The following is a 24,992-nucleotide window of genomic DNA, read 5'->3' as shown; positions in this document are numbered from 1 at the left end:
GCCCGGCACCGGCGGCCGATCGGGGTGCCGACCTGTGGATAGCATGGACGACGTGCCCGATCCGTTCATCGACCTGCACGCCCACTCGAGCGTGTCCGACGGCACCGAGCGCCCGGCGGAACTCGTCCGGGCCGCCGCCGCCGCGGGCCTCGACGCGGTCGCGCTGACGGACCACGACACGACCGCGGGCTGGGACGACGCCGCCTCTGCCGCGCGCGAGCTGCCGCTGACGCTCGTGCCCGGTCTCGAGCTGAGCACCCGGGTCGGGTGGCGGAGCGTGCACGTCCTCGGCTACCTGGTCGACCCGCTGGACCCCGACCTGCTCGCCGAGACCGAGGGGATCCGCGACGGCCGCCGGTCGCGTGCCCGCCGCATGGTCGACCGCATCGGCGAGGACCACCCGATCACCTGGGACGACGTCATCGCCCAGGCCAGCCCCGGCGCCACCATCGGCCGCCCGCACATCGCGGACGCCCTCGTCGCGCGCGGCCTCGAACCCGACCGCAGTGCGGCGTTCCGCGGGATCCTGCACCCGGCGTCCGGCTACTACGAACCGCACGACGCACCGTCGCCCCTGCGTGGCGTCGAGCTCATCCGTCGCGCCGGCGGCGTCCCCGTCATCGCACACCCGGCGGCGTCGTCCCGCGGCATCGTCATCGACGAGCCGATGCTCCGCGACCTCGTCGACGCGGGGCTCGGCGGCCTCGAGGTCGACCACCGCGAGAACCTGTCCCACGGCAAGCGCACGTTGCTCGACTGGGCGTCGCGCTACGGCCTGTTCGTGACCGGGTCGAGCGACTACCACGGCACCGGCAAGCCGAACCGCCTCGGGGAGCACCGCACGTCGCAGGCCGCCTTCGACACCATCCGGTCGCAGGGCACCGGCAGCAGCCCCGTGGTCGGCCCCGGCTCCCGCCTGTCCTGACCCGAGTCTCGTCACCGTCGCTCCGTCCCACCGAAGCGACAGATCTCGCACGGCGCGGCCTGACCGCTCCGCGGGAGCGACAGATCTCCGCCGACAGTTCGCGGCGTTCTGTCGCTTCCGCGGGCGCAGTCCGCGGGTGGGGACGACGAAGGGCCCGTCGCGTCAGCGACGGACCCTTCGGTCTGGAGGCGCTACTCGCCGTCCGACGTGCCCTGCGGCGCCGAGGCGGTCGCCGCGGCGTCACCGGAGCCGGCTCCGCGACGACGGCGGCGACGGCGGCGCTTCGCGGCGCCGTCCGTGGTCGCGCCCTCGGCCGACGTGCCCTCGGTGGGTGCGGACGTGGGAGCCGCGGACTCGGGTGCGGAGGCCTCGGCGGCGGGCTGCTCCGGGCCTCCTGACCGGGAACGGCTGCGCGAGCGCGAACGCGACGCGTCACGCGGACCGGAGGCCGGTCGGTCGCCGCCCCGCTTCTCGGCGGGACCGCCGGCGGACGCGGCGTGCGACGAGGCGCCGGGCAGGCGGCCCTTCGTGCCCTTCGGGATGTCGAGCTCCTCGAACAGGTGCGGCGACGACGAGTAGGTCTCGACGGGCTCGGGGATGCCGAACTCGAGGGCCTTGTCGATCAGGGTCCACTTGTGCAGGTCGTCCCAGTCGACGAACGTGACCGCGATGCCGGTCTTCCCGGCACGGCCGGTGCGTCCGGCACGGTGCAGGTAGGTGTCCGGGTCGTCCGGGATCGTGTGGTTGATGACGTGCGTGACGTCGTCGACGTCGATGCCGCGGGCCGCGACGTCGGTGGCGATGAGCACGTCGCGCTTGCCGGCCTTGAAGGCGGCCATCGCGCGCTCGCGCTGCTCCTGGTTGAGGTCACCGTGCACCGCTGCGGCGTTGAACCCGCGGTCCTTCAGCTCCTCGACCAGCTTCGCCGCGGCACGCTTCGTGCGGGTGAAGATCACGGTCTTGCCGCGGCCCTCGGCCTGCAGGATGCGGGCGATGACCTCGTCCTTGTCGAGCGAGTGCGCGCGGTAGATGACGTGCTTGATGTTGGCCTGCATGAGGCCCTCGTCCGGGTCCGTCGCGCGGATGTGCACCGGGCGGCTCATGAACCGGCGGGCGAGCGCCACGATCGGCGCGGGCATCGTGGCCGAGAACAGCATCGTGTGCCGGACCTCGGGGACGGCCTGGAAGATGCGCTCGATGTCCGACAGGAACCCGAGGTCGAGCATCCGGTCGGCCTCGTCGAGCACGACCTCCTGCACGTGGGAGAGGTCGAGGAGCCGCTGGCGCTGCAGGTCGATGAGACGGCCCGGCGTGCCGACGACGATCTGCGCGCCGGCCTTCAGCTGCTCGATCTGGCCCTCGTACGCCTTGCCGCCGTAGATCGCCGCGATGGTGGTCGGGCGGTTCGACGTGGCGACCTCGAGGTCCTCGGTGACCTGCACGGCGAGTTCGCGGGTCGGCACGACGACGAGTGCCTTCACGCCGGGCGCCGGGTCGGCACCGAGGCGCTGGATGAGGGGGAGGCCGAAGCCGAAGGTCTTGCCGGTACCCGTCTTGGCCTGGCCGATGATGTCCTGGCCGGTGAGGGCGAGCGGGATCGTCTGCTGCTGGATCGGGAAGGGCTCGAGGATGCCCTTGCCCGCGAGCGCGTCGACGATGTCCTGCTCGATGGAGAGGTCTGCGAAAGTCAATGGATCACCTTAGTCCTGGTGGAAGTCCCGGCCAGTCTACCGACGGGCGGGTGCGCCGGGGTCCGCCCCCTATGCTGGACGCGTGGTGTCGTGGTGGAACCGGAAGCGCGCGGCGCAGCTCGCAGCCGCGTGGTTGGCGTCGCGGAACCCGCGGAACGCCCAGGTGGAGCGGCTCGCGCTCGACGACGTCAGCCCCGAGCTCGACGTCTACCTGGGCCAGGCCGCCTACCTGCAGCTCTCCGTCTACGAGACGATGGGCCGCGCGGGTGCCTCGGCCCCGACGATGTCCGGACGCCTCGTGACCGGAGTCCTCGCGACGACGGCGCTCGAGCGGCACCGCACGATCGTCGCCGAGATCGAGCGCATCGGCGCCGAGCCCGCGGCCCTGATGGCCCCGCACCGCGAGGCGATCGACCTGTTCCTCGAGCGCACGAGCGGCGCCGACTGGTACGAGTCGATCCTGACCGGCTACGTCACGGCCGGCATCCTCAACGACCTGTTCGGCAACCTGCTCCGCTCGCTGCCGATCGACGTGCGGCAGCGGCTGCGCACCGTGTTCGACGCGCGTGAGGAAGCCGCCGTGGTCGAGGAGCTCACCGCACGCATCGCCGAGGACCCGGAGGTCGGGTCACGGCTGGCGATGTGGGGCCGCCGGCTCGTCGGGGACACCCTGCTCGTCGCACGATCGGCGCTCGCGTCGCACGCCCGCGAGGACCAGGAGCGGCTCGAGCCGGTCTGGACCGAACTCATCGCCGCGCACACCCGACGGATGGACGCGCTCGGCCTGACGGCCTGACGGCCGGTCCGCCTGCCGTTCGTCGGCTGCGGTCGCCCGGGTCAGGCGCCGCGGGTCTTCAGCCGGTCGTAGAACTCGGCGTCACGCCTGGTGCGCTGCCGGCCGAGCACGAACTCGACGACCAGCGCCGCCGCGGCGGCGCCGAGCAGCGCCACGACCCAGATCCAGGTGCCGTCGTACGGCCACCCGGCCCAGGTCAGGGCCTCCCAGAGGACGGCGGCGACGATGCCGCCGACCGCCGGGCCGACCAGGGTGCCGCGGGTCGCACGCCAGGGCAGCACCACGTGCGCGATCGCACCGAGGATGACGCCGCCGAGGACGGCGAAGAGCAGCTCCACGTCGTCAGGCGACGAAGCCGATGCGGCGTGCTTCCTCGGCGCCGACCTCGACGTAGGCGAGCGACGCGACCGGCACGATGAACCGGCGGCCCTTCTCGTCCTGCAGCGACAGGTGCGTCGCCTGCTCGGCGAGGGCCTGCGACACGGCCTTCTCGATCTCGTCGGCGGTCTGGGAGGTCTCGAACGCGATCTCGCGCGGGCTGTTGATGATGCCGATCTTGATGTCCACGACGACAGCGTATCCGAGCGGCCCCGGACGGTCCGGGCCGTTCGCCGCGGGCGCACTCGCCGTCCCCGCCCGCCGCTCCCGCGCGTCGGGGGCCTGCCCTGTCGGCGGCGGTCGGTACCGTACGAGCGTGCCGCAGACCACGCTGACGCCCGCCCCCGCACACGCCGGGCCCGCGCGTGCGCTGACCGACGACGCCGCACAGGCCGCGGTGCTCGCCCTGCCCGACGGCCGGCACGCCGCCGTGTTCGGCGCCCCGGGCACCGGCAAGACCACGACGCTCGCCCGCTTCGTCGCCGACCGGATGCACCGCGCGGACGCGATCAGCCCCGACGGCCACGCGACCGTCCTCGCGCTGACCTCGTCGCGCACCGCGGCGACGGCGCTCCGCGACCGGCTCGCGGCGGCCGTCGACCGGGTCGTCCCCGGCGCCCTCGCACGGACGGTCAACTCGCTGGCGTTCCAGGTCGTCGCGCACGCCGCGGCGGTGCAGGGGCAGGACGCGCCGACGCTCCTGACCGGCGGCGAACAGGACCGGATCATCGCCGACCTGCTCGCCGGGCACGAGGTCGACGGCACGGGTCCGGCGTGGCCCGACCCGATCACGAGTGTCGTGCGGGAGCGCGCCGGCTTCCGGACCGCGCTCCGCGACGTCATGATGCGGGCGGTCGCCGCCGGGGTGGAACCCGAGGACATGCGCGAGCTGGCCGACGAGCACGGTCGCCCCGAGTGGCGGGCGATCGGCGACTTCGTCGACGACTACCGGGCGTCGGTGACGGCGTTCCGCGCGACCAGCCTGGACTCCGGCGAACTCGTGGCCTTCGCCACGGCCGCGGTCCTGCGCGGCGAGCTCCCGGCCGACGTGGCCGCCCTGCGGGTGGTCGTCGTCGACGACACACAGGAGCTCGTCGAGGGCGAGATCGCGCTCCTCGGCGCCCTGGCCCGCTCCGGCGTGCAGGTCGTCGCGTTCGGCGACCCCGACATCGCCGCCTCGGCCTTCCGCGGCGCCGAGCCCGACGTGCTCGGCCGGCTCGCCGTGCGGCTCGGGGTCGACCGGGTCGACGACCTGTTCCTCGGCACGGTCCACCGGCACCCGGCCGCGATCCGCGCGCTCGTCTCCGGCGTGACCGCGCGCATCGGCACGGCGGCCGCCGGACGGCAGCGCGCCGCCACCGCCGGCCCGGACGACCGGCCCGACGCCGTCCTGCACCTCGAGGCGGCGAGCCGTTCCGCGCTCGTCGTCGCGATCGCCCGACGGCTCCGCGAACACCGGCTGCTCGACGGCGTCCCGTGGCACCGGATGGCCGTCGTCACCCGCAGCGGTGCGGCGATCCCGGAGCTCGTCCGCGCCCTGTCGGTGGCCGAGGTGCCCGCGACCGCCGGTGCCGCGCCCGTGCGGCCACGCGACGACTCCGCGGCGCGTGCCCTGCTCGACGCCGCTGCGGTCGCCCTCGGCGTCCTGCCGCTCGACGCCGCCCTCGCGACGGCCTTCGCGACCGGACCGCTCGGCGGGCTCGACACGCTGGCGATGCGCCGCCTGCGGTTGGCGCTGCGTCGCGAGGAACTCGCGGGCGGGGGCACCCGCACCGCCGACGAGCTCCTCGTCGACGCGCTCGGCGCCCCGGAACGCCTGGCCACGCTCGACGCCGGGTTCGCCCGCCGTGCGACGCGGCTCGCCCGCAGCCTGGTGCAGGCGCACAGCGACGCCGACGCCGGCGCGAGCATCGAGGAGATCCTCTGGGGGCTCTGGGAACGCAGCGGCCTGGCCCGCACCTGGGGTGCGCAGTCCGCGGCCGGTGGCGTCGGCGCGGGCGAGGCCGACCGGCACCTCGACGCCGTGGTCGGGCTGTTCACCGCGGCGAAGCGGTTCGTCGAGCGCACCCCGGACGCCCCGGCGCGCGTCTTCGTCGACGACCTGCTCGGAGCCGACCTGCCCGAGGACTCCATCGGCCCGGACCGCACCGCCGGCCGCGTGCGGGTGCTCACCCCGTCGGCGACGGTCGGGCTCGAGTGCGACGTCGTCGTGGTGCTCGGGCTGCAGGACGGCGTCTGGCCGAACACCCGGGTGCGCGGCAGCCTGCTCGACCCGGACGGCCTGGTGCGCGCAGCAGCCGGCGTCGAGCGGTCGCCGATCGACGACCGCGCCGCCGTGGTCGCCGACGAGCTCCGGCTCTTCGCCCGCGCCGTCTCCCGCGCGACGACGCAGGTCGTGATCGGCACCGTCGCGAACGACGACGAGTCCCCGTCGCCCTTCGTCCGTCTCGTGCCCGTGCCGCCGGACCGCCAGCCGACCGTGCACCCGCTCTCGTTGCGCGGGCTCGCCGGGTCGCTGCGCCGTCGGGTCGTCGCCTCGGGCGACCACGAGGCGGCGTCGGCGCTCGCCCGCCTGGCCGAGGCCGAGGTGCCCGGTGCGTCGCCGGACGACTGGTACGGACTCGCCGAACCGACCACCGACGAGCCCCTGGTGGACCTCGACGCCGACCCGGTGCCCGAGGTCGAGGGCGGCGAACCGGTGGCACCCACCGTGTCGGTCTCGCCGTCGCGGATCGGCACCTTCGACGAGTGCCCGGTGCACTGGTTCGTGCAGACCTTCGGCGGCGGGGCCCCGAGTCCGGCGATGGGCATCGGCACGATCGTGCACGAGGCGATGGAGCACGCCACCGCGATCGACGTCGAGTCGCTGTGGCAGCGGGTCGAGGCCCGGTGGGACGAGCTCACCTTCGAGTCCCCGTGGGTCGCCGACCGCGAGCGCGCCCGCACCCGGCGGATGATCGAGGGACTGAGCGACTACCTGCGCACCTTCGCCGGTGCCGGTCGTCGGGTGCTCGGCGCCGAGACCTCGTTCGCCCTGGTGACCGGGCCGGCCCGGATGCGCGGCAGCATCGACCGCATCGAGGTCGACCCCGAGGGGCGCGTGAGCGTCGTCGACCTGAAGACCGGCCGCTGGATGCCGAGCGAGAAGAACGACATGCCGGAGCACCCGCAGCTCGGCGCGTACCAGCTCGCGGTCGAGGACGGCGCGGTCGAGGGCGTGCCCGCCGGATCGCCGATGACGGACGCGCGCCTGGTGTTCGTGCAGAACCCGCGGTCCGGGCGGGCGTACTCGGAACGCACGCAGCACGCCTTCGACGCCGAGGCCCGCGACGCCTACCGCGAGCGGTTGCACGAGGTCGCGCGGGGGATGGCCGGCCGGACCTTCCTGGCGAACGTCGACGACCACTGCGAGAAGGCCCGCACCGGCGTCGAGTGCCGCATCCACGTGGTCGCGGAGGTGACTTGGTGACCGACACGACCGACACGACCGACGTGACCGATGTGACCGACACGGTGGACACAGCCGCGAGCGCGGAGCCCACCCCGGTGGTCCGGCACGGCGCCGATGCCGTCGCGGACGCGCTCGGCCGCCCCCGCCCCACAGCACAGCAGCGCGCCGTCATCGAGTCGCCGCTCGCCCCGGCGCTCGTCGTCGCCGGGGCCGGCAGCGGCAAGACCGAGACCATGGCCTCGCGCGTGGTCTGGCTCCTCGCCAACGGCCTGGTCCGTCCCGACGAGGTCCTCGGCCTGACGTTCACCCGCAAGGCCGCCGGTGAGCTGTCGGTCCGGATCAACGACCGGATCCGAGCGCTCGAGGACGTCGGCCTGGTCACCGCCGGCGACGCGTTCGAGGCGCCGACCGTGTCGACCTACAACGCGTTCGCCAACGCTGTCTTCCGCGAGAACGCCCTGCTCGTCGGGCGCGACGGGGAGTCGCAGGTGCTCACCGAACCGTCCGCGTGGCAGCTCGCGCGCCGGGTCGTCGTCGCCGCCCGCGACGACCGGCTGGCCGGCCTCGACCGCGACGTCGACACCCTGACGGCCGCCGTGGTGGCGCTCGCCGGTGCCACGTCGGAGCACCTCGTCGACCCTGACGACCTGCGCCGCTTCGCCATCGAGTTCTCCGAGCTGCTCGAGCTCCCCGGCAACCGCGGCAAGCCGTACAAGGCGATCACCGACGCCGTCGCCGCGATCGGGTCGCTCGAACCGCTGGCCGACCTGGTCGTCGAGTTCCGACGGCAGAAGGTCGACCGCGGCTTCGTCGAGTTCTCCGACCAGATCGCCCTGGCGCTGGCCGCCGCCGAGTCCGCGCCGCGCGTCGTGACCGAGCTCCGGCAGCGGTACCGGGTCGTGCTGCTCGACGAGTACCAGGACACCTCGGTCGTGCAGACCCGGTTCCTCGCACGGCTGTTCCGCGACCACCCGGTGATGGCCGTGGGGGACCCGCACCAGTCGATCTACGGGTTCCGCGGCGCGAGTGCGGCCAACCTCGCCCGGTTCCCGCGCGACTTCGGCGGGAGCGACGCCGGATCGCCCACCCCGGTCACGTTCGCGCTCTCGACGAGCTGGCGGAACCCGGTCGACGTCCTCGCTGCCGCGAACGCGGTCGTGGAACCGCTGTCAGCGGCGTCCGAGGTGGCGGTCGAGCGGCTGGCACCGCGACCCGGTGCGGACGCCGGTCGGGTGGACGTCGTGTTCCCGGAGACCCTGCCGGACGAGGCCGACGCCGTCGCGACCTGGTTCCGGGGCCACCGCGAGCGGGACCCCGGCGCGTCGATGGCCCTGCTGCTCCGCGCACGGAAGGACCTCGCCGCCTTCACGGCGGCGCTCGGTGCCCGCGGTGTGCCGTACCACGTGCTCGGTACCGGTGGGCTGCTCCAGCGCCCCGAGATCGTCGACCTCGTCGCCTGCCTGCGGGTGCTGCACGACCCGTCCGCCGGCAACGACCTCATCCGGCTGCTCGCCGGCTCCCGGTGGCGGGTCGGCGCGGCGGACGTCGTCGCCCTGCACCACCTGGCCCGGTGGCTGTTCCAGCGGGACCACTCGCAGCAGCGCCTCGACGACGAGCTCACCGCGGCCTTCCGGGCCTCCGTCGCCGCGGGTGAGCACGGGTCGATCGTCGACGCCCTCGACTTCGTCGCGACGGCCCCGGACGAGCACGGCGCGCTCGAGGGCATCACCGCGGCCGGACGTGCCCGGATGCGCGCCCTGGGCGGTCAGCTCGCGGCCCTGCGCTCCCGCGCCGGCGGCGACCTCGTCGACTTCGTGACGCTCGTCGTGCAGGAGATGCGCCTCGACATCGAGGTCGCGGCGCACGAGCAGGGCAGCGGCGCCTACCTCGACGCGTTCGTCGACGAGCTCGCCGGTTTCGTCGCGACCGACGACCGGGCGGACCTCGGGTCGTTCCTCGGCTGGATCGACGCCGCCGCCCGCCGCGACGACATGGGTCCGCGGTCCGAGGAACCCGAGGCCGGGACGGTCCAGATCCTGACGATCCACGGCTCGAAGGGCCTCGAGTGGGACGCCGTCGCCGTGCCCCGCATGGTCGAGGGCGGGCTGCCGGCACGACCCCAGGAGGGCTCGTCCGGGTGGCTCGGCTTCGGTCGGCTGCCGTACGAGTTCCGGGGCGACGCCGCCGAGCTCCCGGCCCTCGGCTGGCGCGGCCAGGAGACCCAGAAGGACGTCACCACCGCGATCGACGCCTTCAAGGAACAGGTCAAGGCCCGCAACGAGGACGAGGAACGCCGACTCACCTACGTCGCGCTGACCCGGGCCCGGCACGACCTGCTCGTCTCCGGGTCGTTCTGGGCAGGCGGGGTGAAGCCGACCGAGCCGAGCCGGTACCTGCGCGACCTCGTCGACGCGGGCGTGCTCGACGGTGCCGCGATCCCCGAGACGACCGTGCACGAGGAGAACCCCCTCGGGGCCGACGGCGCCACGCAGACCTGGCCGCACGTGCCCTTCGGGCAGCGCGCCCCGCGGGTGCTCGCGGCGGCCGAGCGCGTCCGGAACGCCAACCCCGGTGCCGCCGGCCGGTTCGCCGCCGACATCGACCTGCTGCTCGCGGAGCGCCGCGCCACCCGCGACGCGAAGCACGCGGTGGTCGTCCCGCACCGCGTGCCGGCCTCCGGCTTCAAGGACTACCTCTCCGAACCGGACGCGGTCGCCGAGCGACTCCGACGCCCGATGCCGGAACGGCCGTACCGCGCCACGCGGCTCGGCACGCTCTTCCACCAGTGGGTCGAGCAGCGCGCCCGGAGCGGCGGGTCCCTCGAGACCCTCGACGTCTGGGACGGCGAGTCGGACCTGGACACCGACGACCTTCCCGACGCGTCACCGGACGCCGTGGTCACCGACGACGACGCCCGTCGGCTCGCCGACTTCCAGGCCACCTTCGCCCGGTCACGCTGGGCCGGGCGGACCCCCGTCGAGGTCGAGCGGGAGATCCACATCCCGTTCCTCGGGCACAGTGTCGTCTGCAAGCTCGACGCCGTCTACGAGATCGACGGGCGTGCCGAGGTCGTCGACTGGAAGACCGGCAAGGCGCCGACGGGCGCCGACGACCTCGCGCGCCGCACCCTGCAGCTCGCGCTGTACCGCGTCGCGTACGCCGAGTTCACCGGCCGTCCGCTCGACGAGGTCGATGCGGTGTTCTACTTCGTCGCCGACGACTTCGAGGTGCGGCCGACGGAGCTGCTGGACCGTGCCGGACTCGAGCGTGCCTGGCGGCAGGCGATCGGCTGACCACCGGGGTCGTGCGTCCGACGCGCGCTGCGCCGGTCGAGCCCAGCGCCGGTCGAGCCCAGCGCCGGTCGGACCTCGTGCCGGTCCGGCCGCGCGCCCGTCGGGATCCGTGACGGTCCGGCCGCGCACCGGTCGGGCCGCGCACCGGTCGGGCCGCGCACCGGTCGGGACCTGCGCCGGTCACGCTGCGTGCCCGACGCGCTCCGCACTGGAGGCCCGGTGCCGGTCCGCCGGGCCGGCACCGGGCCTCCAGACGGTCACGTCCGGTGACCCGGCGCGACGGTCGACGCGGCGACGGTCGACGCGGCGACGGAGCAGGCCGTGCGGTCAGCCGTGCCGACGCTCGGTCGACGACAGCAGCTGCTCGACCTCGCCGATCTCCATCGTGTCGGGGGAGACGGACTGCAGCGGCTCGGCGCTCGGTGCGTGCACCGCGTCGACCAACCGGTGCATCATCGCGACCGCGTCGTCCACGATCTCGGTGCTCTTCGCCTGCACGCCGTGCAGCAGCCAGTGCGCCGTCTCGAGCTCGTGGTGCACCCGCGCGCGCTGCGCGAGCTGGCGGTCCCGGCCGCCGCCGTTCGCCTCGTAGGCGCTGAGGACGGTGTCGAAGGCGTCGCGACTGCCGGCGAGGACCCACGCCAGGTCCTTCGCGGGGTCACCGAGGCGCAGCTCGCCCCAGTCGAGGACTCCGCTGACGGCGTCGCCGTCGACGAGCAACGCACCCGTGCCGAGCGAGCCGTGCACGACGGTCGGGGTGAACTGCCAGAGCTGCTGGTCGCGGGCCGCGCCCTCCCAGCGCTCGACGAGGGCGGCGGGGACGAGCTTCGTCGCCACCGCGCGGTCCATCACCGAGACGGCGGACCGCAGCACCTCGAACGGCGTCAGCGACGGCAGGCCGGCGTCCGAGACGAAGCTCGTCGGCAGCTGGTGCACGGCCGCGACGGCGCGGCCGACGCTCGTCGCGAGGTCCGGCTGCTCCGCGAGCGAGCGCAGGGTCGGGTGCGTGCCCGGCAGGCTGGTGGTGACGATGGCGCGGGTCGACCCGATCGGGGCCTGGCCGCGGTACTCGACCACGCCGAACGGCAGCCGCGTGCGGATCCCGGCGCTCAACGCCCGGATCGCGACGAGGTCCGCCGACTGCCGTGCCTCGGCCCGCTGGTTCCGCGGGCGGCGGATGACCAGCTCGACGCCGTCGGCGTCGCGGAGGAGGGCGGACTCGTAGTCGCCGGCCGCGGCCGAGCCGAGCGTGCGCGTGCCCGTGACGACGAGACCGGGCACGGCCGTCGTCGCCAACGCGGCTAGAGTGAACTGGGATCCCGCCATGCCCATCAGGGTAGGTCCGTGTCGTCGCCTTCGGGGCGCGCCACGCTGACCCGGGCGCTCCCGGCCGAAGCCGCTGATCTGAGGAGCCCTCTGCCGTGACCGTCGAGTTCGCCTCCCGGCTCCCGCTGTCCCGCAACGAACTCGACCGCGACGCCGAGTTCCGCACCACCCCCGACCTCGAGCGCGTCCTGCGCGAGGACGGGCAGACCCGGTTCCTGCCGGTGCACGGCGCCGAGGTGCTGCGGAACGCCGACGGCGCCCTGCGCTTCGTGACCGCATCCGACGTGCCGGAGGGCACCGTCGTCCTGTACCTCGGCCGGGCCGTGTCCGACGCCGACGACGCCCCCGCCGGCACCCGCTTCGTCGCCGCACTGGTGGACGACGACACCGCGGCCGCGATCGAGCCCTCCGCCGACGCGTGGGAGAGCCTGCGCATGTTCGGCACCGAGCTCTCGGCACGCGACCAGGGGCTGGCGGTCGAGGCGGTCGCGATGGCGAACTGGCACGCCGTCCACGGGTTCTCGCCCCGCACCGGCTCGGCCACCGACGTCCTCACCGGCGGCTGGGTGCGCCGCGACCCGCAGGGCCACGAGCACTTCCCGCGCACCGACGCCGCGATCATCGTCGGCGTGGTCGACGCCGACGACCGGATCCTGCTCGGCTCGAACGCCGCCTGGGACGCGAACCGGTACTCGCTGCTCGCCGGGTTCGTCGAGCCGGGCGAGTCCCTGGAGGACGCGGTCCGCCGCGAGGTCTGGGAGGAGTCCGGCGTCCGCGTCGAGGAGCCCGAGTACCTCGGCTCGCAGCCCTGGCCGTTCCCGGCGTCCCTGATGGTGGGCTTCCGCGCACGCGCGCTCGACGGCGACCCGTCGACGGCGCGGCCGGACGGTGTGGAGATCCTCGACGTCCGCTGGTTCTCGCGCGACGAGATCCGGGAGCGCGCGGGGGACACCCTGCTGCTGCCCGGACGCACCTCGATCGCCCGCGCCATCATCGAGGAGTGGTACGGCGGGCCGCTGGACACACCGTGAGCGGTCCGGGGTGGGGCGCGGCCGGTCCTCCGGGTGCTGGTGCCGGTGCTCCGGGTGCTCGTGCCGGTACCGGTTCTCCGCGTGCCGGTGCCGGTTCGCCGGGTGCTCGGGCTGGTGCCGGGGCGCCCGAGGTCCGTCCGCCGTCGCCCGACGAGCTGCTCGCCGCGCTCGACGCCGAGCAGCGCACCGTCGCGAGGACGCTGCTCGGCCCGGTCGCGGTCCTCGCCGGTGCCGGCACCGGCAAGACCCGCGCCATCACGCACCGCATCGCCTACGGCGTGGCGACGGGCACCTACGCCCCGAACCACGTCCTCGCCCTGACGTTCACGACCCGCGCAGCCGGTGAGCTGCGCTCCCGACTGCGCTCGCTCGGGGCCGGCACGGTCCAGGCGCGCACCTTCCACGCGGCAGCGATGGCGCAGCTCAGCTACTTCTGGCCGGACACGGTCGGCGGGCACGCGCCGAAGATCGTCGAGTCGAAGGGCCGGATGATCGCCCACGCCGCGGACACCGTCGGCATGTCCGTGGACACGCCCGTGCTCCGCGACCTGGCCGCCGAGGTCGAGTGGCGCAAGGTGCAGATGCTCTCGCTCGAGGAGTACGAGGCCGCCGCCGCCGACCGCGTCATGCCGCGCGACACCTCGCCCCGGCGGGTCATCGACCTCATGAAGGCGTACGAGCGGCTCAAGGACGACCGTCGGCAGCTCGACTTCGAGGACGTCCTGCTCACGACGCTCGGCATGGTCGAGTCCGAGCCGCGGGTGGCGTCGTACGTGCGGCAGCAGTACCGGTTCTTCGTCGTCGACGAGTACCAGGACGTCTCGCCCGTGCAGCACGACCTGCTCCGGGCGTGGCTCGGTGGCCGCGACGACCTGTGCGTCGTCGGTGACGCCAGCCAGACCATCTACTCGTTCGCGGGCGCCTCGAGCGACTACCTGCTCGGCTTCGGTTCGGAGTTCCCCCGCGGCTCGGTGCTGCGACTCGAGCGGAACTACCGCTCCACCCGGCAGGTGGTGCACGCCGCGAACGCCCTGATGCGCGGCCAGCCGGGCGCGCTCGACCTCGTCGCGCAGTCCACGGAACCCGGACCGGAACCCGTGGTGGTGCCGTGCGTCCACGACGGCGACGAGGCCCAGACCATCGCCCGCCGCATCGCGGAGCTCGTCGACGGCGGCGCGTCCTACGGTGACTGCGCCGTCCTGTTCCGCGTCGGGGCGCAGTCCGCCGCCCTCGAGTCCGCTCTCGGGCGCAACGGCATCCCGTTCCGGGTGCAGGGCGGCACCCGGTTCTTCAACCGGCCGGAGGTCAAGCTCGCGGTGCACCACATGCGCGGCGAGGCGATCCGGCAGACGGACGACGAGCTGACCCGTCGGGTGCGCCTCGTGCTGCAGGTGAGCGGCTGGACGCCCACCGCCCCCGAGGGCACCGGCGCCGTCCGCGAGCAGTGGGAGGCCCTGCAGGCGATCATGGGCCTCGCCGAGGACGCACCAGCCGGCACCACCATGCAGCAGTTCACGCAGGACCTCGTCGACCGCGCCGCGACGCACCACGAACCCGACGTGGACGCCGTCACCCTCGCGACCCTGCACTCCTCCAAGGGTCTGGAGTGGCCGCACGTCGTCATCGCCGGCGCCGCCGAGGGGCTGCTCCCGATCTCGCACGCCACCACCGACACCGAGGTCGACGAGGAGCGGCGGCTCTTCTACGTCGGATTGACCCGCGCTCGTCACTCGATCACCATCACGTGGTCGAGACAGGGGTCCACGCGTGGGGGAGCCCGGACCCCGAGCCGGTTCCTGGCAGCGCTCGGCACGCGCAGCGTGGATGGGGCCGCACCGGCGTCCGGTTGACCGACAGGTCGTCGCGGTCGAAGACGAGTTGGTCCGGGTCGGCGCGCTGCGTCCGCAGCGGCAGGCGTTCGACGAGCGCGCGGGTGGCAGCGGCCGCCACCGCGGCGACCCGCCACGGCGACAGCGGTGCCGCCGGGCGTCCCCACAGCTGGGAGGCGATGGTCGGCCAGGCCGGGTCGGCGTCGGTCCGCCCGAGCTCCGCGCACTGGAGGCACGGCCCACCACCCGGCACGACGAACGGCCCGAGGCGGATGCGTCCGTCGCCCACCACCACCGGCAGGTGCGGCACGCCCCTGCGGGTCCAGGCGGCGCGCAGCGCCGGGTCGACGACGTGGTCGGCGACCACGACGGCGAGCCGTGGGTCGTGCCCCGGCAGGTGGACCGGGCCGCCCCTGGGCGCGGTCGTCCGGACGACGGTGACGCCCTCGCCGCTCAGGAACCCTGCGATCGCGTCGGCGAGGGGACCCCGCCCGTGCACCTCGACCCGCTCGAGCGGCTCGGGGAGCACGTCGACCACCGCCGGTGACGCCGCTCCGAGGACCCGAGCGGCGACGTCCGGCGGGCAACCGGACGCCGTCGCCACCCCGGACAGCGCGTCGCGCCCGGTCTCGCGGCGGAGCGCGCACAGGAAGCGTTCCTCGGCCGTGCTCGGCACGTCGACGAGGGCGCGCGGCGGGTCCACGCCGAGCTGCACGGTGGCGGGGTCACGCCAGACGAACTCGAGCGCCGGATCGATGCGGATGCCCATGACCCCACGCTGCCCGTTCGACGGGGCGGCGTGGGGTCGTGTGGTCGATCTGTGGAGAACTCAGCGGCGGTCGGTGTCGTCCGTGCCGTCGGTGTCACCGGGCTCCTCGGCGACGTGCCCGGACTCGTCCTCCTGGGGGCGGGCGCCGGTGGCGTCGTTGAGCAGGTCCTCGAGGGCCTTGTCGAAGGCGTCGTCCTCCACGGTCTGCTCCGGGTTGCGCAGGCGGGCGACGAGCGCCTCCGGCGCGTCGACGTCCTCGGACGTCGGCACGAGGTCGAAGTGCGACCAGAGGGCGTCCCGCTGCTCGGCGCCGAGCTCGTCGGTCACCCGCTGCCACATCGCGGCGGCCTCGCGCAGGCGGCGCGGTCGCAGTTCGAGTCCGACGAGGGTCGCGAACGCGGACTCGGCGGGGCCGCCCGCGGCACGGCGGCGGCGGACCATCTCGGCGATGGCGCCGGCCTTCGGCAGCCGGCTCGTCGCCGCGGCCGTCACCGTGTCCACCCAGCCCTCGACCAGGGCGAGCATGGTCTCGAGCCGGGCGAGTGCGGCGTCCTGCTCCGGCGTGCGGGGCGGGATGAGGGCACCCGAGGCGAGTGCGTCGCGCAGCTGCTCCTGGTTCGTCGGGTCGATGTCCGCCGCGAGTTCCTCCACGCGGTCGAACGGGATGTGGATGCCGCGTGCGTACTCGGTGATCGACGAGATGATGTGCAGGCGCAGCCACCGCGCGGAGCGGAACAGCCGGGCGTGCGCGAGCTCGCGGACGGCCAGGTAGATGCGGACCTCGTCCTCGGGCACGTCGAGCCCCTCGGCGAACTCGGACACGTTCTGCGGCACGAGCGCTGCGACCTGCTCGTCGAGCAGCGGCACGCCGACGTCGCCACCCGACACGACCTCCTTCGCGAGCTGGCCGACGACCTGACCGAGCTGGATCGCGAACAGTGCGCCGCCGACGCCGCGCATCGCCTTCGAGACGTCGCCGAGCATGGCCTTGAGCTCTTCCGGGGCGCGCTGGTCGATCGCCTCGGTCAGGGCGTCCGCGATGCTGAACGCGACCGGCTCCGCGATCTGGGTCCACACCGGCGTCGTCGCCCGTGCCCACTGCTCGCGGGTGTACAGGCTCGGTGCGGCGGTGAGCTCCGCGACGGTCGTGACCTCGTCGAGCCAGAGCGCGGCGACCTGGAACGCCTGGTCGGCGGCCTGCGAGGTCGCCGGGTCGACCGGGTGACCGCCGTCGCGGGCGATCGCGGTCGCACGGTCCGCCGTGGCGGAGAAGTCGATGCCGTCGCCGCCCGACTGCGCCGCGTGCTGCAGCTGGCTCATCAGGTTCGCCACGAAGGCCGGGTCGTTCGGCAGGCCGGCGGCTCCGGCGAGCTGCGACGGGTCGATCTGGCCCTCGCCCGAGAGCAGCTTGCGCAGCATCTCCTGGAAGTCGTCGTCCGGCCCAGGCTGGGGTTCATCAGGCATGCCGACTACGCTAATCGCTGCTCACGGGCACGGACCTGGGACGCCCCCGTGGGAACGCCCGAACCGCTGCGCCGAGGGCGAACACCCCACTCCGGAAGGATCCTGCGTGACCCTCTTCGCCCCCGCGCCCCGTCGTCGATCCCGCGCCAGGACGGTCGGGTGGTCGTTCGTGGTCGGTGCCGTGGTCCTCGGCATCGTCGCGAGCCTGCTCCCGAGCCCGTACCTGATCGAGGTGCCCGGCCCGGTCTACAACACCATCGGCACGCAGCAGCAGGGGACGGGCAAGGACGCGAAGGACGTCAAGCTCATCCAGATCTCCGGGCACGAGACGTACCCGACCTCCGGCGCGCTCGACATGCTCACCGTCGGCATCCAGGGCGACGCGACGAACCGACCGTCCTGGACGAGCGTGGTCCGCGCGGTCTTCACCCGGTCGCAGGCGGTGATCCCGGTCGAGGCCGTCTACCCGAGCGGCACCACCACCGAGCAGGTCAACAAGCAGGACTCCGCCGACATGCAGGCGTCGCAGCAGTCCGCCGTCGCAGCGGCCCTCGTGCAGCAGGGCTACGACCTGCCCACCGAGCTGCAGGTCGGCACCGTGCAGGAGGGGTCCGCTGCCGACGGCACGATCCGGCAGGGCGACGTCATCACCGCCTTCGACGGCACGTCCCTGACCACGAACGCCGACGCCACCTCGTTGCGCGAGGCCGTCGCGGAGCACGGCACGAGCAGTCCCGCGACGATCACCCTGCGACGCGACGGCGCGACGAAGCAGGTCCGCGTCACCCCGCGCGACGAGCAGGGCACCGCGCTCCTCGGCGTCGGGGTGACCGAGCGCTACGACTTCCCGTTCCGGGTGTCGATCACGCTGCAGGACGTCGGCGGCCCCTCGGCCGGCATGATGTTCGCGCTCGGGATCATCGACGAGATCACGCCCGGCGAGCTGAACGGCGGCGAGCACGTCGCGGGCACCGGCACGATCACGGCCGACGGCGAGGTCGGCGCCATCGGCGGCATCCGCCAGAAGCTCTACGGCGCGAAGCAGGCCGGGGCCACCGTGTTCCTCGCGCCCGCGGCCAACTGCGACGAGGTCGTCGGCCACGTGCCCGACGGACTCGACGTGTACAAGGTCTCGACGCTCGACCAGGCCGTGACGGACCTGCAGACGATCGCCGACGGCGGGAGCACCGCGAAGCTGGCCCGCTGCGGGTCCTGACGCGCATCCTGAGTCCCCGTACAGTTTCACCATCGGTCCGGTCCCATAGGATCGGTGGCACTGACGGCCCGCCACGTGCCGGGCCCGCCGGTCCGACACGTCTGGAGCACATCAAGTGACGACAACCTCGTCCACCTCGGGGCGGCGTTCGCCGCGGGTCCCGATCGTGGTCACGATCATCGTGCTGGCCGCACTGGTGATCGGCTTCTTCATCTTCGCCAGCCTGTACACCGACTACGCGTGGTTCGCGCAGCTCGGCTTCCAGCAGGTCCTCACCACGCGCTGGACCGCCAGTGCGCTCATGTTCGTCGCCGGGTTCCTCGGCATGGCGATCCCGGTGTACGCGAGCATCGCGCTCGCGTTCCGGTTCCGCCCCGTCTACGCGAAGCTGAACTCGCAGCTCGACCGCTACCAGCAGGTCATCGAGCCGCTCCGCCGTGCCGTCATGATCGGCATCCCCGTCGTGCTCGGCATCTTCGCCGGGCTGTCGACCGCCGGCCGCTGGAGCATGGTGCTCGAGTACTTCAACCGGACGCCCTTCGGCAAGAAGGACCCGCAGTTCGGCCTCGACATCGGCTTCTACGTCTTCGAGCTGCCGTTCTGGCGCTCGGTCGTCGCGTACTCGTCGGCCGTCGTGCTCATCGCCGGCCTCGCCGCGCTCGCCGCCTGCTACCTCTACGGCGCCCTGCGCTTCGGACAGCGCGAGGTCCGGGTCTCCCGGGCCGCACGCGTGCAGCTGGCCGTGACCGCTGCGGTCTACGTCGCCCTGCAGGCCGTCAGCCTCTGGCTCGACCAGTACGCGACCCTCATCAAGGACAACCCGCGGATCACGGGTGCGCAGTACACCGACGTCAACGCGGTCATCCCGGGCCGCGAGATCCTGGCCGGCATCGCCGCGATCGTGGCGATCCTCTTCATCCTCACGGCGGTCATCGGTCGCTGGCGCATCTCGATCGTCGGCACCGGGCTGCTGCTCGTCGCGGCGATCGTCGTCGGCGGCATCTACCCGTGGATCGTCCAGCGACTGCAGGTGAAGCCCTCGGAGCGAACCTACGAGTCCGCCTACATCGAGCGGAACATCAAGGCGACCAGGGACGCGTACGGCGTCTCCGGGGTCGAGGAACAGAACTACGACGCCACCACCGAGGCGAGCTCCGGCGCCCTGGCAGAGGACGTGCAGACGACGGCGAACATCCGCCTCATCGACCCGAAGATCGTCTCCGACACCTTCAGCCAGCTGCAGCAGTACCGGCAGTACTACCAGTTCCCGAAGCAGCTCGACGTCGACCGGTACGACGTCAAGGGCAAGACCGAGGACACCGTCATCGCGGTGCGTGACATCGACCTCGGCGGCCTGAGCAACGCGGCGAACACGCAGTACAACCGGGCCTTCGTCTACACGCACGGCTACGGCGTGACCGCGGCGTACGGCAACCAGCGCGCCTCCGACGGCAAGCCGGTGTTCCTCGAGTCGGGCATCCCGTCGAACGGTGCGCTGGGCGAGTTCCAGCAGCGCGTCTACTTCGGCGAGACCTCGCCGCCGTACTCGATCGTGGGTGCGCCGGAAGGCTCGAAGGACGTCGAGCTCGACTACCCGTCCGGCTCCGACGACGACACCGACAACGGCGGCAACGCGACCACGACCTACGCAGGCCAGGGCGGGCCGAGCATCGGCAACTTCTTCAACCGCCTGGTCTACGCGGCGAAGTTCCAGTCGGAGCAGATCCTGCTCTCGGACGCCGTCAACCAGAAGTCACAGATCCTCTACGACCGTGACCCGCTCACCCGTGTGAAGAAGGTCGCGCCGTACCTGACGGTCGACAGCGACGCCTACCCGGCGATCGTCGACCACCGCATCCAGTGGGTCGTCGACGGCTACACCACGAGCGACGCCTACCCGTACTCGCAGAGCCAGAGCCTGTCGGACAGCATCGCGGGGGCCGAGAGCTCGGCGTACCGCACCGACCAGGTGAACTACATCCGCAACTCGGTGAAGGCCACCGTCGACGCGTACACGGGCAAGGTGACCCTCTACGCATGGGACACCGAGGACCCGGTGCTCAAGACGTGGCAGAAGATCTTCCCGACCGCGATGCAGCCGGTCTCGAGCATGAGCGCGGAGCTCCTCGACCACGTCCGGTACCCCACGGACCTGTTCAAGGTGCAGCGTTCGATCCTCGGCACGTACCACGTCACGAACGCGAACTCGTTCTACTCGGGTGACGACGCGTGGAACACCCCGCAGGAGCCGACGACCACCACGGCGGCGAACACGGACACCGACACGGACACGACGGGCACGGGTTCGAACTCGAACTCGCAGGTGCAGAACAACGCACTGAACGCCCAGTCGTCGTCGACGAGTGCGAGCAACCTGCAGGACCCGTACTACCTCACGATGAAGGTCCCAGGGCAGGGGACGGCGTACTCGCTCTACACGACGTACATCCCGCAGCAGACGGCCGGCGACAACAACCGCAACGTGCTGACCGGCTACCTCGCCGCGAACTCCGACGCCGGCGGTGCCGGCAAGGGGAAGAAGGGTTCCGGCTACGGCACCCTCACCCTGCTGACGATGCCGAAGACCGACAACATCCCCGGTCCGGTGCAGGTGCAGGGTCTCTTCAATGGTGACTCGCGGGTCTCGCAGCAGCTGAACATCCTGAAGCGCGGCAACTCGACCGTGAAGCAGGGCAACCTGTTGACCCTCCCGGTCGGCGGCGGCTTCCTGTACGTGCAGCCCGTGTACGTCCAGTCGACGTCGAGCGGCTCGTACCCGCTGCTGCAGAAGGTCCTCGTGGCCTTCGGCGACCGGGTCGAGTTCGAGAACACCCTCGACGAGGCCCTCGACGCCCTGTTCGACGGCGACTCCGGCGCGACCGCCGGTGACTCCGGCACCGGGGGCTCGGGCAGCGGCTCGACCGACGAGGGATCCGACTCCGGTTCGGGCTCGGACGCCGGGTCGGGCTCCGGTTCGACCGGTGGCTCGACGGGTTCCGGCACGGTCGACAACGACGCGCTGCAGAAGGCGCTGTCGGACGCGAACGACGCGCTGCAGGACCGCCAGCAGGCCTACGCGGACAACGACCTGGTCGCCGCGGCCGAGGCCGACCAGCGCCTGCAGGACGCCATCGAAGCCGCCACCGCGGCCGAGAACGGCGAGTGACACACCGTGGCGGGGCACTCGATTTGTGCCCCGCCACGGGCCCGTGTAGGCTGTTCAACGTGCCGCGGGGTGGAGCAGTTCGGTAGCTCGCTGGGCTCATAACCCAGAGGTCGTAGGTTCAAATCCTGCCCCCGCAACCAAGCGTCACAGCAAAGGCCCCGGTCCACTCGGACCGGGGCCTTTCGCATGTCCGGGACATCGCCGAGCACGATCGATGCGGAGCCGCACGGCCCGTTCCCGCACACCGCCCGGCTACGCTCAGCGGATGGGCATCCTCACGATCGCGGCCGCGCAGTTCGCGCCGGTGGACGACACGAACGCCAACCTCGAGACCGTCCGCACCGCCGCCACCGAGGCAGCCGCACGCGGAGCCGACCTGTTGGTGACGCCGGAGTACACCTCGTACTTCACGGCCGACATCGACGACCGCTTCGTCGCCGCAGCCGAACCGCTCGACGGCCCCTTCGTCACCGGGCTCCGCCGAATCGCGCGCTCGACCGGCATCGCCCTCGTGGTCGGCGTCGCCGAGACCGCCGACACCCCGGAACGCTTCCGGAACACCCTGGTCGCCGTGCTGCCCGACGGGACCATCGCCGCGACCTACCGCAAGGTCCACCTCTACGACGCGTTCGGGGCACGGGAGTCCGACCGCATCGAGCCCGGCGACCCCGAACAGCTGCCCGTCTTCGAGCTCGAGGGCGTGCGCGTCGGCCTCGAGACCTGCTACGACCTGCGGTTCCCCGAGGTCACCCGTCGGCTCGCCGCCCCCGAGGTCGGCGCCGCAGACGTCGTCGTCCTGCCCGCCGAGTGGGTCAAGGGGCCGGGCAAGGAACACCACTGGCGCACCCTGCTCACCGCCCGCGCGATCGAGAACACGATCTGGGTCGTCGGCGTCGGGCAGACCCCGCCGATCGGCATCGGCGGCTCCGTGGTGCTCGACCCTTCCGGCGTCGCCGTCGCGTCCGCCGGAGCGACCCCGGGCACGCTCGTCGCCACGGTGGACACGGCCGTCACCGCTTCCGTCCGTCAGGTCAACCCGTCACTGTCGCTCCGTCGGTACGACGTCGCGCTGCGCGTCCGGCCAGGAGGCCCGTCCCACCTCTGACACGCACGTTCCGTCCCATGGCGCGCGCTGTGGGAAGCGGGTCCGCGCGTGAGAGGGCGGAACGTCGGGCCGCCTCCGCGCGGTTCGTCCACCGCCGCGGGGAACCGTTGCGGAGGTCGTCCCATCGCCTCCCGGGCGCGCACGTTCCGTCCCATCGCGCGCGCTGTGGGAAGCAGGATCGCGCGTGGGAGGGCGGAACGTCGGGCCTCCTAAGCGCGGATCCTCCTTCCACGCGCGGAACGACCACCCACGCGCGGAACTGTCTTGAAGTGTGTCTCTGCCAGGAGGCCCGCCCCGCCTCCGCCACGCACGTTCCGTCCCATCGCGCGTGCTGTGGGAAGCGGATCCGCGCGTAGGAGGCCGGAACGTCGGGCCTCCTACGCGCGGATCCGCCTTCCACGCGCGGAACGTCCGCCCACGCGCGGAACTGTCTTGAAGTGTGTCTCTGCCAGGAGACCCGCCCCGCCTCCGCCGCGGACGTTCCGTCCCATCGCGCGTGCTGTGGGAAGCAGGATCGCGCGTGGGAGGTCGGACCGTCGGGCCTCCTACGCGCGGATCCGCCTTCCACGCGCGGAACGACCACCGACGCGCGGAACAGCGCCCCGGCGTTCCCACGGGCCGGGACGGGTCAGGACGCGGGACGGAGGGCGGTCAGGCGCTCGGCGGCCTCGGCGAGCACGGAGCGGCGCTTGCAGAACGCGAACCGCACGAGCGAGCGGTACCCCGCGGCGTGCTCCGGCCGGACGAACGCCGACACCGGCACCCCGACGACCCCGGTCAGCTCCGGCGCCCGCAGGCAGAACTCCCGGGCGTCCTCGTAGCCGAGCGGGGCCGTGTCCGCGAGGACGAAGTACCCGCCGTCCGGTCGGAGCACGTCGAACCCCGCTGTCCGGAGCCCGGCGGCGAGCAGGTCGTGCTTCACGGACAGGTCGGCGGCGATCCCGGTGAACACCGCGTCCGGCAGGCGCAGGCCAGCGGCGATCGCCGGTTGGAAGGGCGCGCCGTTCACGAACGTCAGGTACTGCTTGACGGTCGTGATCGCTTCGACGAGCAGCGGGGGAGCGGTCAGCCAGCCGATCTTCCACCCGGTGGTGCTGAAGGTCTTGCCCGCGCTCGAGACGGACACGGTGCGCTCGGCGGCACCGGGCAGCGTCGCGACGGGCGTGTGCGGGACCGTGAACGTGAGGTGCTCGTAGACCTCGTCGGTGACGATCACCGCGTCGTACTGCGTGGCGAGGTCGACGATCGTCCGCAGCACCTCGACGGGCATGACGCGACCGGTCGGGTTGTGCGGCGTGTTCACCAGGACCACCCGTGTCCGGTGCGAGAAGGCGGCGCGCAGGGTGTCCTCGTCCGGCAGGAAGTCCGGCGCGGTCAGCGGCACCGTGACGTGGACACCGCCGGCGAGGCGGATGAGCGCGCCGTAGGCGTCGTAGAACGGCTCGAAGGTGACGACCTCGTCGCCGGGTTCGACGAGGGCCAGGAGCGTCGCGGCCAGGGCCTCGGTGGCGCCGGCCGTGACGAGCACCTCGCGGTCGGGGTCGACCTCGAGACCGTACCAGTGCTGTTGGTGGCCGGCGACGGCCGCGCGGAGGTCCGGCGTGCCCCGGCCCGGCGGGTACTGGTTGGCGCCGTCCCGGATGGCCTGCACCGCGGCTTCGAGCACCTCGGCCGGACCGTCCTCGTCGGGGAAGCCCTGGCCGAGGTTGATCGCACCGGTGCGCGCCGCGAGGGCGCTCATCTCGGCGAAGACGGTGGGCGCGGGGACGCCGTCGGGTCCGAGGAGCATCGCGCCCTCGGCCGCTCGCAACCAGGGTCCTTGCTGTCGCATCTCGTCTCCTGCCCTGCCGGCGACGACGTGTCGCGCTGAACGGACCCCAACCTAGCTGGCCGTCCGCCGCGGACCGGGGACCCGCTGCACAGCGCACGCATAAGATCGGCAGAGGTTGCTCGCAGCCTCGCCAGAAGCATCGTTCAGGTGGCTGGGACAGACTGCACGAGCTTGAAAGGAGCACGTCCAGCATGACCGACACCACGCCCAACGGGCAGGGCGACGACCTCCGTCCGGACGATGCGGCATCGCCTGCCGCCAGTGAGGACGCCGCACAGGCGGCCACGAAGGGGAACACGTCGATGCAGAACGACTCCGACCAGCCGGACGACGCGGGCCGAGCACGACCCGACGCCGCGTCGACGCCCGACCACACCGATGTGATCCCATCGTCGACGGAGCACCCGACCGACCGCTTCACCGCGCCCTACCCGCGGGTCGACCAGGCCCCGTCGTCGCAGGGCGGCTACGGCCAGCAGGCGACGCCCTACGGCCAGCAGCACGGCGAGCAGCAGTCCCAGCAGTCCCAGTACGGTCAGCCGGCCCAGCAGCAGTACGGGCAGCAGCACCAGGGCCAGCAGCCCCGCTACGGCGAGCAGAGCCAGCAGGCGCAGTACGGCCAGCAGCAGTACGGCCAGCAGCCCCAGCAGCCCCAGCAGCCGCAGTACGGGCAGTCGCAGTACGGCCAGCAGCCCCGGCAGCAGTACGGCCAGCAGCCGTC

General features: G+C 73.0%; 17 protein-coding genes and 1 tRNA gene. 11 read left to right on the top strand and 7 right to left on the bottom strand.

From position 1 onward, the window contains the following. Positions 1-43 precede the first annotated feature (43 nt). The gene (locus tag BIU94_RS16455) at positions 44-925 is read left to right on the top strand and encodes a PHP domain-containing protein (RefSeq protein WP_071263345.1); all 882 of its coding nucleotides are present in this window, start codon (positions 44-46) and stop codon (positions 923-925) included. Between the two features lie 191 nt (positions 926-1,116). Here BIU94_RS16455 and BIU94_RS16450 read toward each other — a convergent pair whose 3' ends face one another. Further along, on the bottom strand, positions 1,117-2,616 hold the full coding sequence (locus BIU94_RS16450; RefSeq protein ID WP_071263341.1) for a DEAD/DEAH box helicase: 1,500 nt from the start codon (positions 2,614-2,616) through the stop codon (positions 1,117-1,119). Positions 2,617-2,698: 82 nt separating this feature from the next. On the opposite strand from BIU94_RS16450, the gene BIU94_RS16445 reads away from it, so the two are divergent. Continuing rightward, positions 2,699-3,412, top strand: coding sequence for a ferritin-like fold-containing protein (locus tag BIU94_RS16445; protein WP_071263337.1), 714 nt, complete (start codon positions 2,699-2,701; stop codon positions 3,410-3,412). Positions 3,413-3,453: 41 nt separating this feature from the next. Here the strand turns inward: BIU94_RS16445 and BIU94_RS16440 are convergent, their stop codons facing one another. Further along, positions 3,454-3,750 carry a hypothetical protein gene (locus BIU94_RS16440; RefSeq protein WP_071263331.1) on the bottom strand — a complete coding sequence of 99 codons (297 nt, stop codon included), beginning with the start codon at positions 3,748-3,750 and terminating at the stop codon, positions 3,454-3,456. A 4-nt stretch (positions 3,751-3,754) separates the two neighbouring features. Further along, complete coding sequence (locus BIU94_RS16435; RefSeq protein ID WP_071263329.1) at positions 3,755-3,979, bottom strand: DUF3107 domain-containing protein; 225 nt, start codon at positions 3,977-3,979, stop codon at positions 3,755-3,757. Between the two features lie 127 nt (positions 3,980-4,106). Here BIU94_RS16435 and BIU94_RS16430 point away from each other — a divergent pair, with 127 nt between their 5' ends. Next, entirely contained in the window at positions 4,107-7,259 is a 3,153-nt protein-coding gene (locus tag BIU94_RS16430) for a UrvD/REP family ATP-dependent DNA helicase (RefSeq protein WP_175472152.1), read from the top strand. Beyond that, a complete protein-coding gene (locus BIU94_RS16425) occupies positions 7,256-10,534 on the top strand; it encodes an ATP-dependent DNA helicase (RefSeq protein WP_254783021.1) in 3,279 nt (1,092 codons plus the stop codon). The genes BIU94_RS16430 and BIU94_RS16425 overlap by 4 nt, the downstream gene beginning before the upstream one ends. 327 nt (positions 10,535-10,861) lie before the next feature. Here BIU94_RS16425 and BIU94_RS16420 read toward each other — a convergent pair whose 3' ends face one another. Next, on the bottom strand, positions 10,862-11,860 hold the full coding sequence (locus BIU94_RS16420; protein WP_071263618.1) for a phosphotransferase: 999 nt from the start codon (positions 11,858-11,860) through the stop codon (positions 10,862-10,864). A 95-nt stretch (positions 11,861-11,955) separates the two neighbouring features. Between BIU94_RS16420 and nudC the strand changes: the two genes are divergently transcribed. Next, positions 11,956-12,891: an NAD(+) diphosphatase gene (nudC, locus tag BIU94_RS16415; RefSeq protein WP_071263327.1), complete on the top strand. Its 936-nt coding sequence runs from the start codon at positions 11,956-11,958 to the stop codon at positions 12,889-12,891. Further along, entirely contained in the window at positions 12,888-14,741 is a 1,854-nt protein-coding gene (locus BIU94_RS16410) for an ATP-dependent helicase (protein WP_254783022.1), read from the top strand. Before nudC ends, BIU94_RS16410 begins: the two co-directional genes overlap by 4 nt. Here the strand turns inward: BIU94_RS16410 and BIU94_RS16405 are convergent. Further along, positions 14,632-15,489 (bottom strand): TOMM precursor leader peptide-binding protein, encoded by an 858-nt coding sequence (locus tag BIU94_RS16405; protein ID WP_071263325.1) that lies wholly within the window; start codon positions 15,487-15,489, stop codon positions 14,632-14,634. The two genes, BIU94_RS16410 and BIU94_RS16405, sit on opposite strands and share 110 nt — an antisense overlap. Before the next feature lie 60 nt (positions 15,490-15,549). After that, positions 15,550-16,953 (bottom strand): zinc-dependent metalloprotease, encoded by a 1,404-nt coding sequence (locus tag BIU94_RS16400; protein ID WP_071263322.1) that lies wholly within the window; start codon positions 16,951-16,953, stop codon positions 15,550-15,552. Positions 16,954-17,059: 106 nt separating this feature from the next. Here BIU94_RS16400 and BIU94_RS16395 point away from each other — a divergent pair, with 106 nt between their 5' ends. The 4 genes from BIU94_RS16395 to BIU94_RS16380 all read left to right on the top strand — a co-directional run bounded on the left by BIU94_RS16395 (position 17,060) and on the right by BIU94_RS16380 (position 22,440). Then, complete coding sequence (locus tag BIU94_RS16395; protein ID WP_071263319.1) at positions 17,060-18,169, top strand: PDZ domain-containing protein; 1,110 nt, start codon at positions 17,060-17,062, stop codon at positions 18,167-18,169. Positions 18,170-18,335: 166 nt separating this feature from the next. Next, complete coding sequence (locus BIU94_RS16390) at positions 18,336-21,335, top strand: UPF0182 family protein (RefSeq protein WP_175472153.1); 3,000 nt, start codon at positions 18,336-18,338, stop codon at positions 21,333-21,335. A 63-nt stretch (positions 21,336-21,398) separates the two neighbouring features. Then, positions 21,399-21,475 (top strand) — tRNA-Met (locus BIU94_RS16385). Positions 21,476-21,600: 125 nt separating this feature from the next. Next, the gene (locus BIU94_RS16380) at positions 21,601-22,440 is read left to right on the top strand and encodes a carbon-nitrogen hydrolase family protein (RefSeq protein WP_071263317.1); all 840 of its coding nucleotides are present in this window, start codon (positions 21,601-21,603) and stop codon (positions 22,438-22,440) included. A gap of 628 nt (positions 22,441-23,068) precedes the next feature. Here BIU94_RS16380 and BIU94_RS16375 read toward each other — a convergent pair. Beyond that, entirely contained in the window at positions 23,069-24,271 is a 1,203-nt protein-coding gene (locus BIU94_RS16375; RefSeq protein WP_071263315.1) for an aminotransferase class I/II-fold pyridoxal phosphate-dependent enzyme, read from the bottom strand. A 191-nt stretch (positions 24,272-24,462) separates the two neighbouring features. Between BIU94_RS16375 and BIU94_RS17930 the strand changes: the two genes are divergently transcribed. Next, on the top strand, positions 24,463-24,992 hold a 530-nt coding region (locus tag BIU94_RS17930; RefSeq protein ID WP_217639518.1), incomplete at its 3' end, for a hypothetical protein.

The sequence above is a fragment of the Curtobacterium sp. MMLR14_006 genome, from assembly GCF_001864985.1.
Classification (GTDB): Bacteria; Actinomycetota; Actinomycetes; order Actinomycetales; family Microbacteriaceae; genus Curtobacterium.
This window is presented reverse-complemented; position numbering and strand designations above follow the sequence as displayed.

Excerpts from the sequence above, each read along its gene's own strand:
- BIU94_RS16400 (WP_071263322.1), bottom strand. The coding sequence starts at position 16,953 with ATGCCTGATGAACCCCAGCCTGGGCCGGACGACGACTTCCAGGAGATG.
- BIU94_RS16420 (WP_071263618.1), bottom strand. The coding sequence starts at position 11,860 with ATGGCGGGATCCCAGTTCACTCTAGCCGCGTTGGCGACGACGGCCGTG.
- BIU94_RS16380 (WP_071263317.1), top strand. The coding sequence starts at position 21,601 with ATGGGCATCCTCACGATCGCGGCCGCGCAGTTCGCGCCGGTGGACGAC.
- BIU94_RS16375 (WP_071263315.1), bottom strand. The coding sequence starts at position 24,271 with ATGCGACAGCAAGGACCCTGGTTGCGAGCGGCCGAGGGCGCGATGCTC.
- BIU94_RS16455 (WP_071263345.1), top strand. The coding sequence starts at position 44 with ATGGACGACGTGCCCGATCCGTTCATCGACCTGCACGCCCACTCGAGC.
- BIU94_RS16405 (WP_071263325.1), bottom strand. The coding sequence starts at position 15,489 with ATGGGCATCCGCATCGATCCGGCGCTCGAGTTCGTCTGGCGTGACCCC.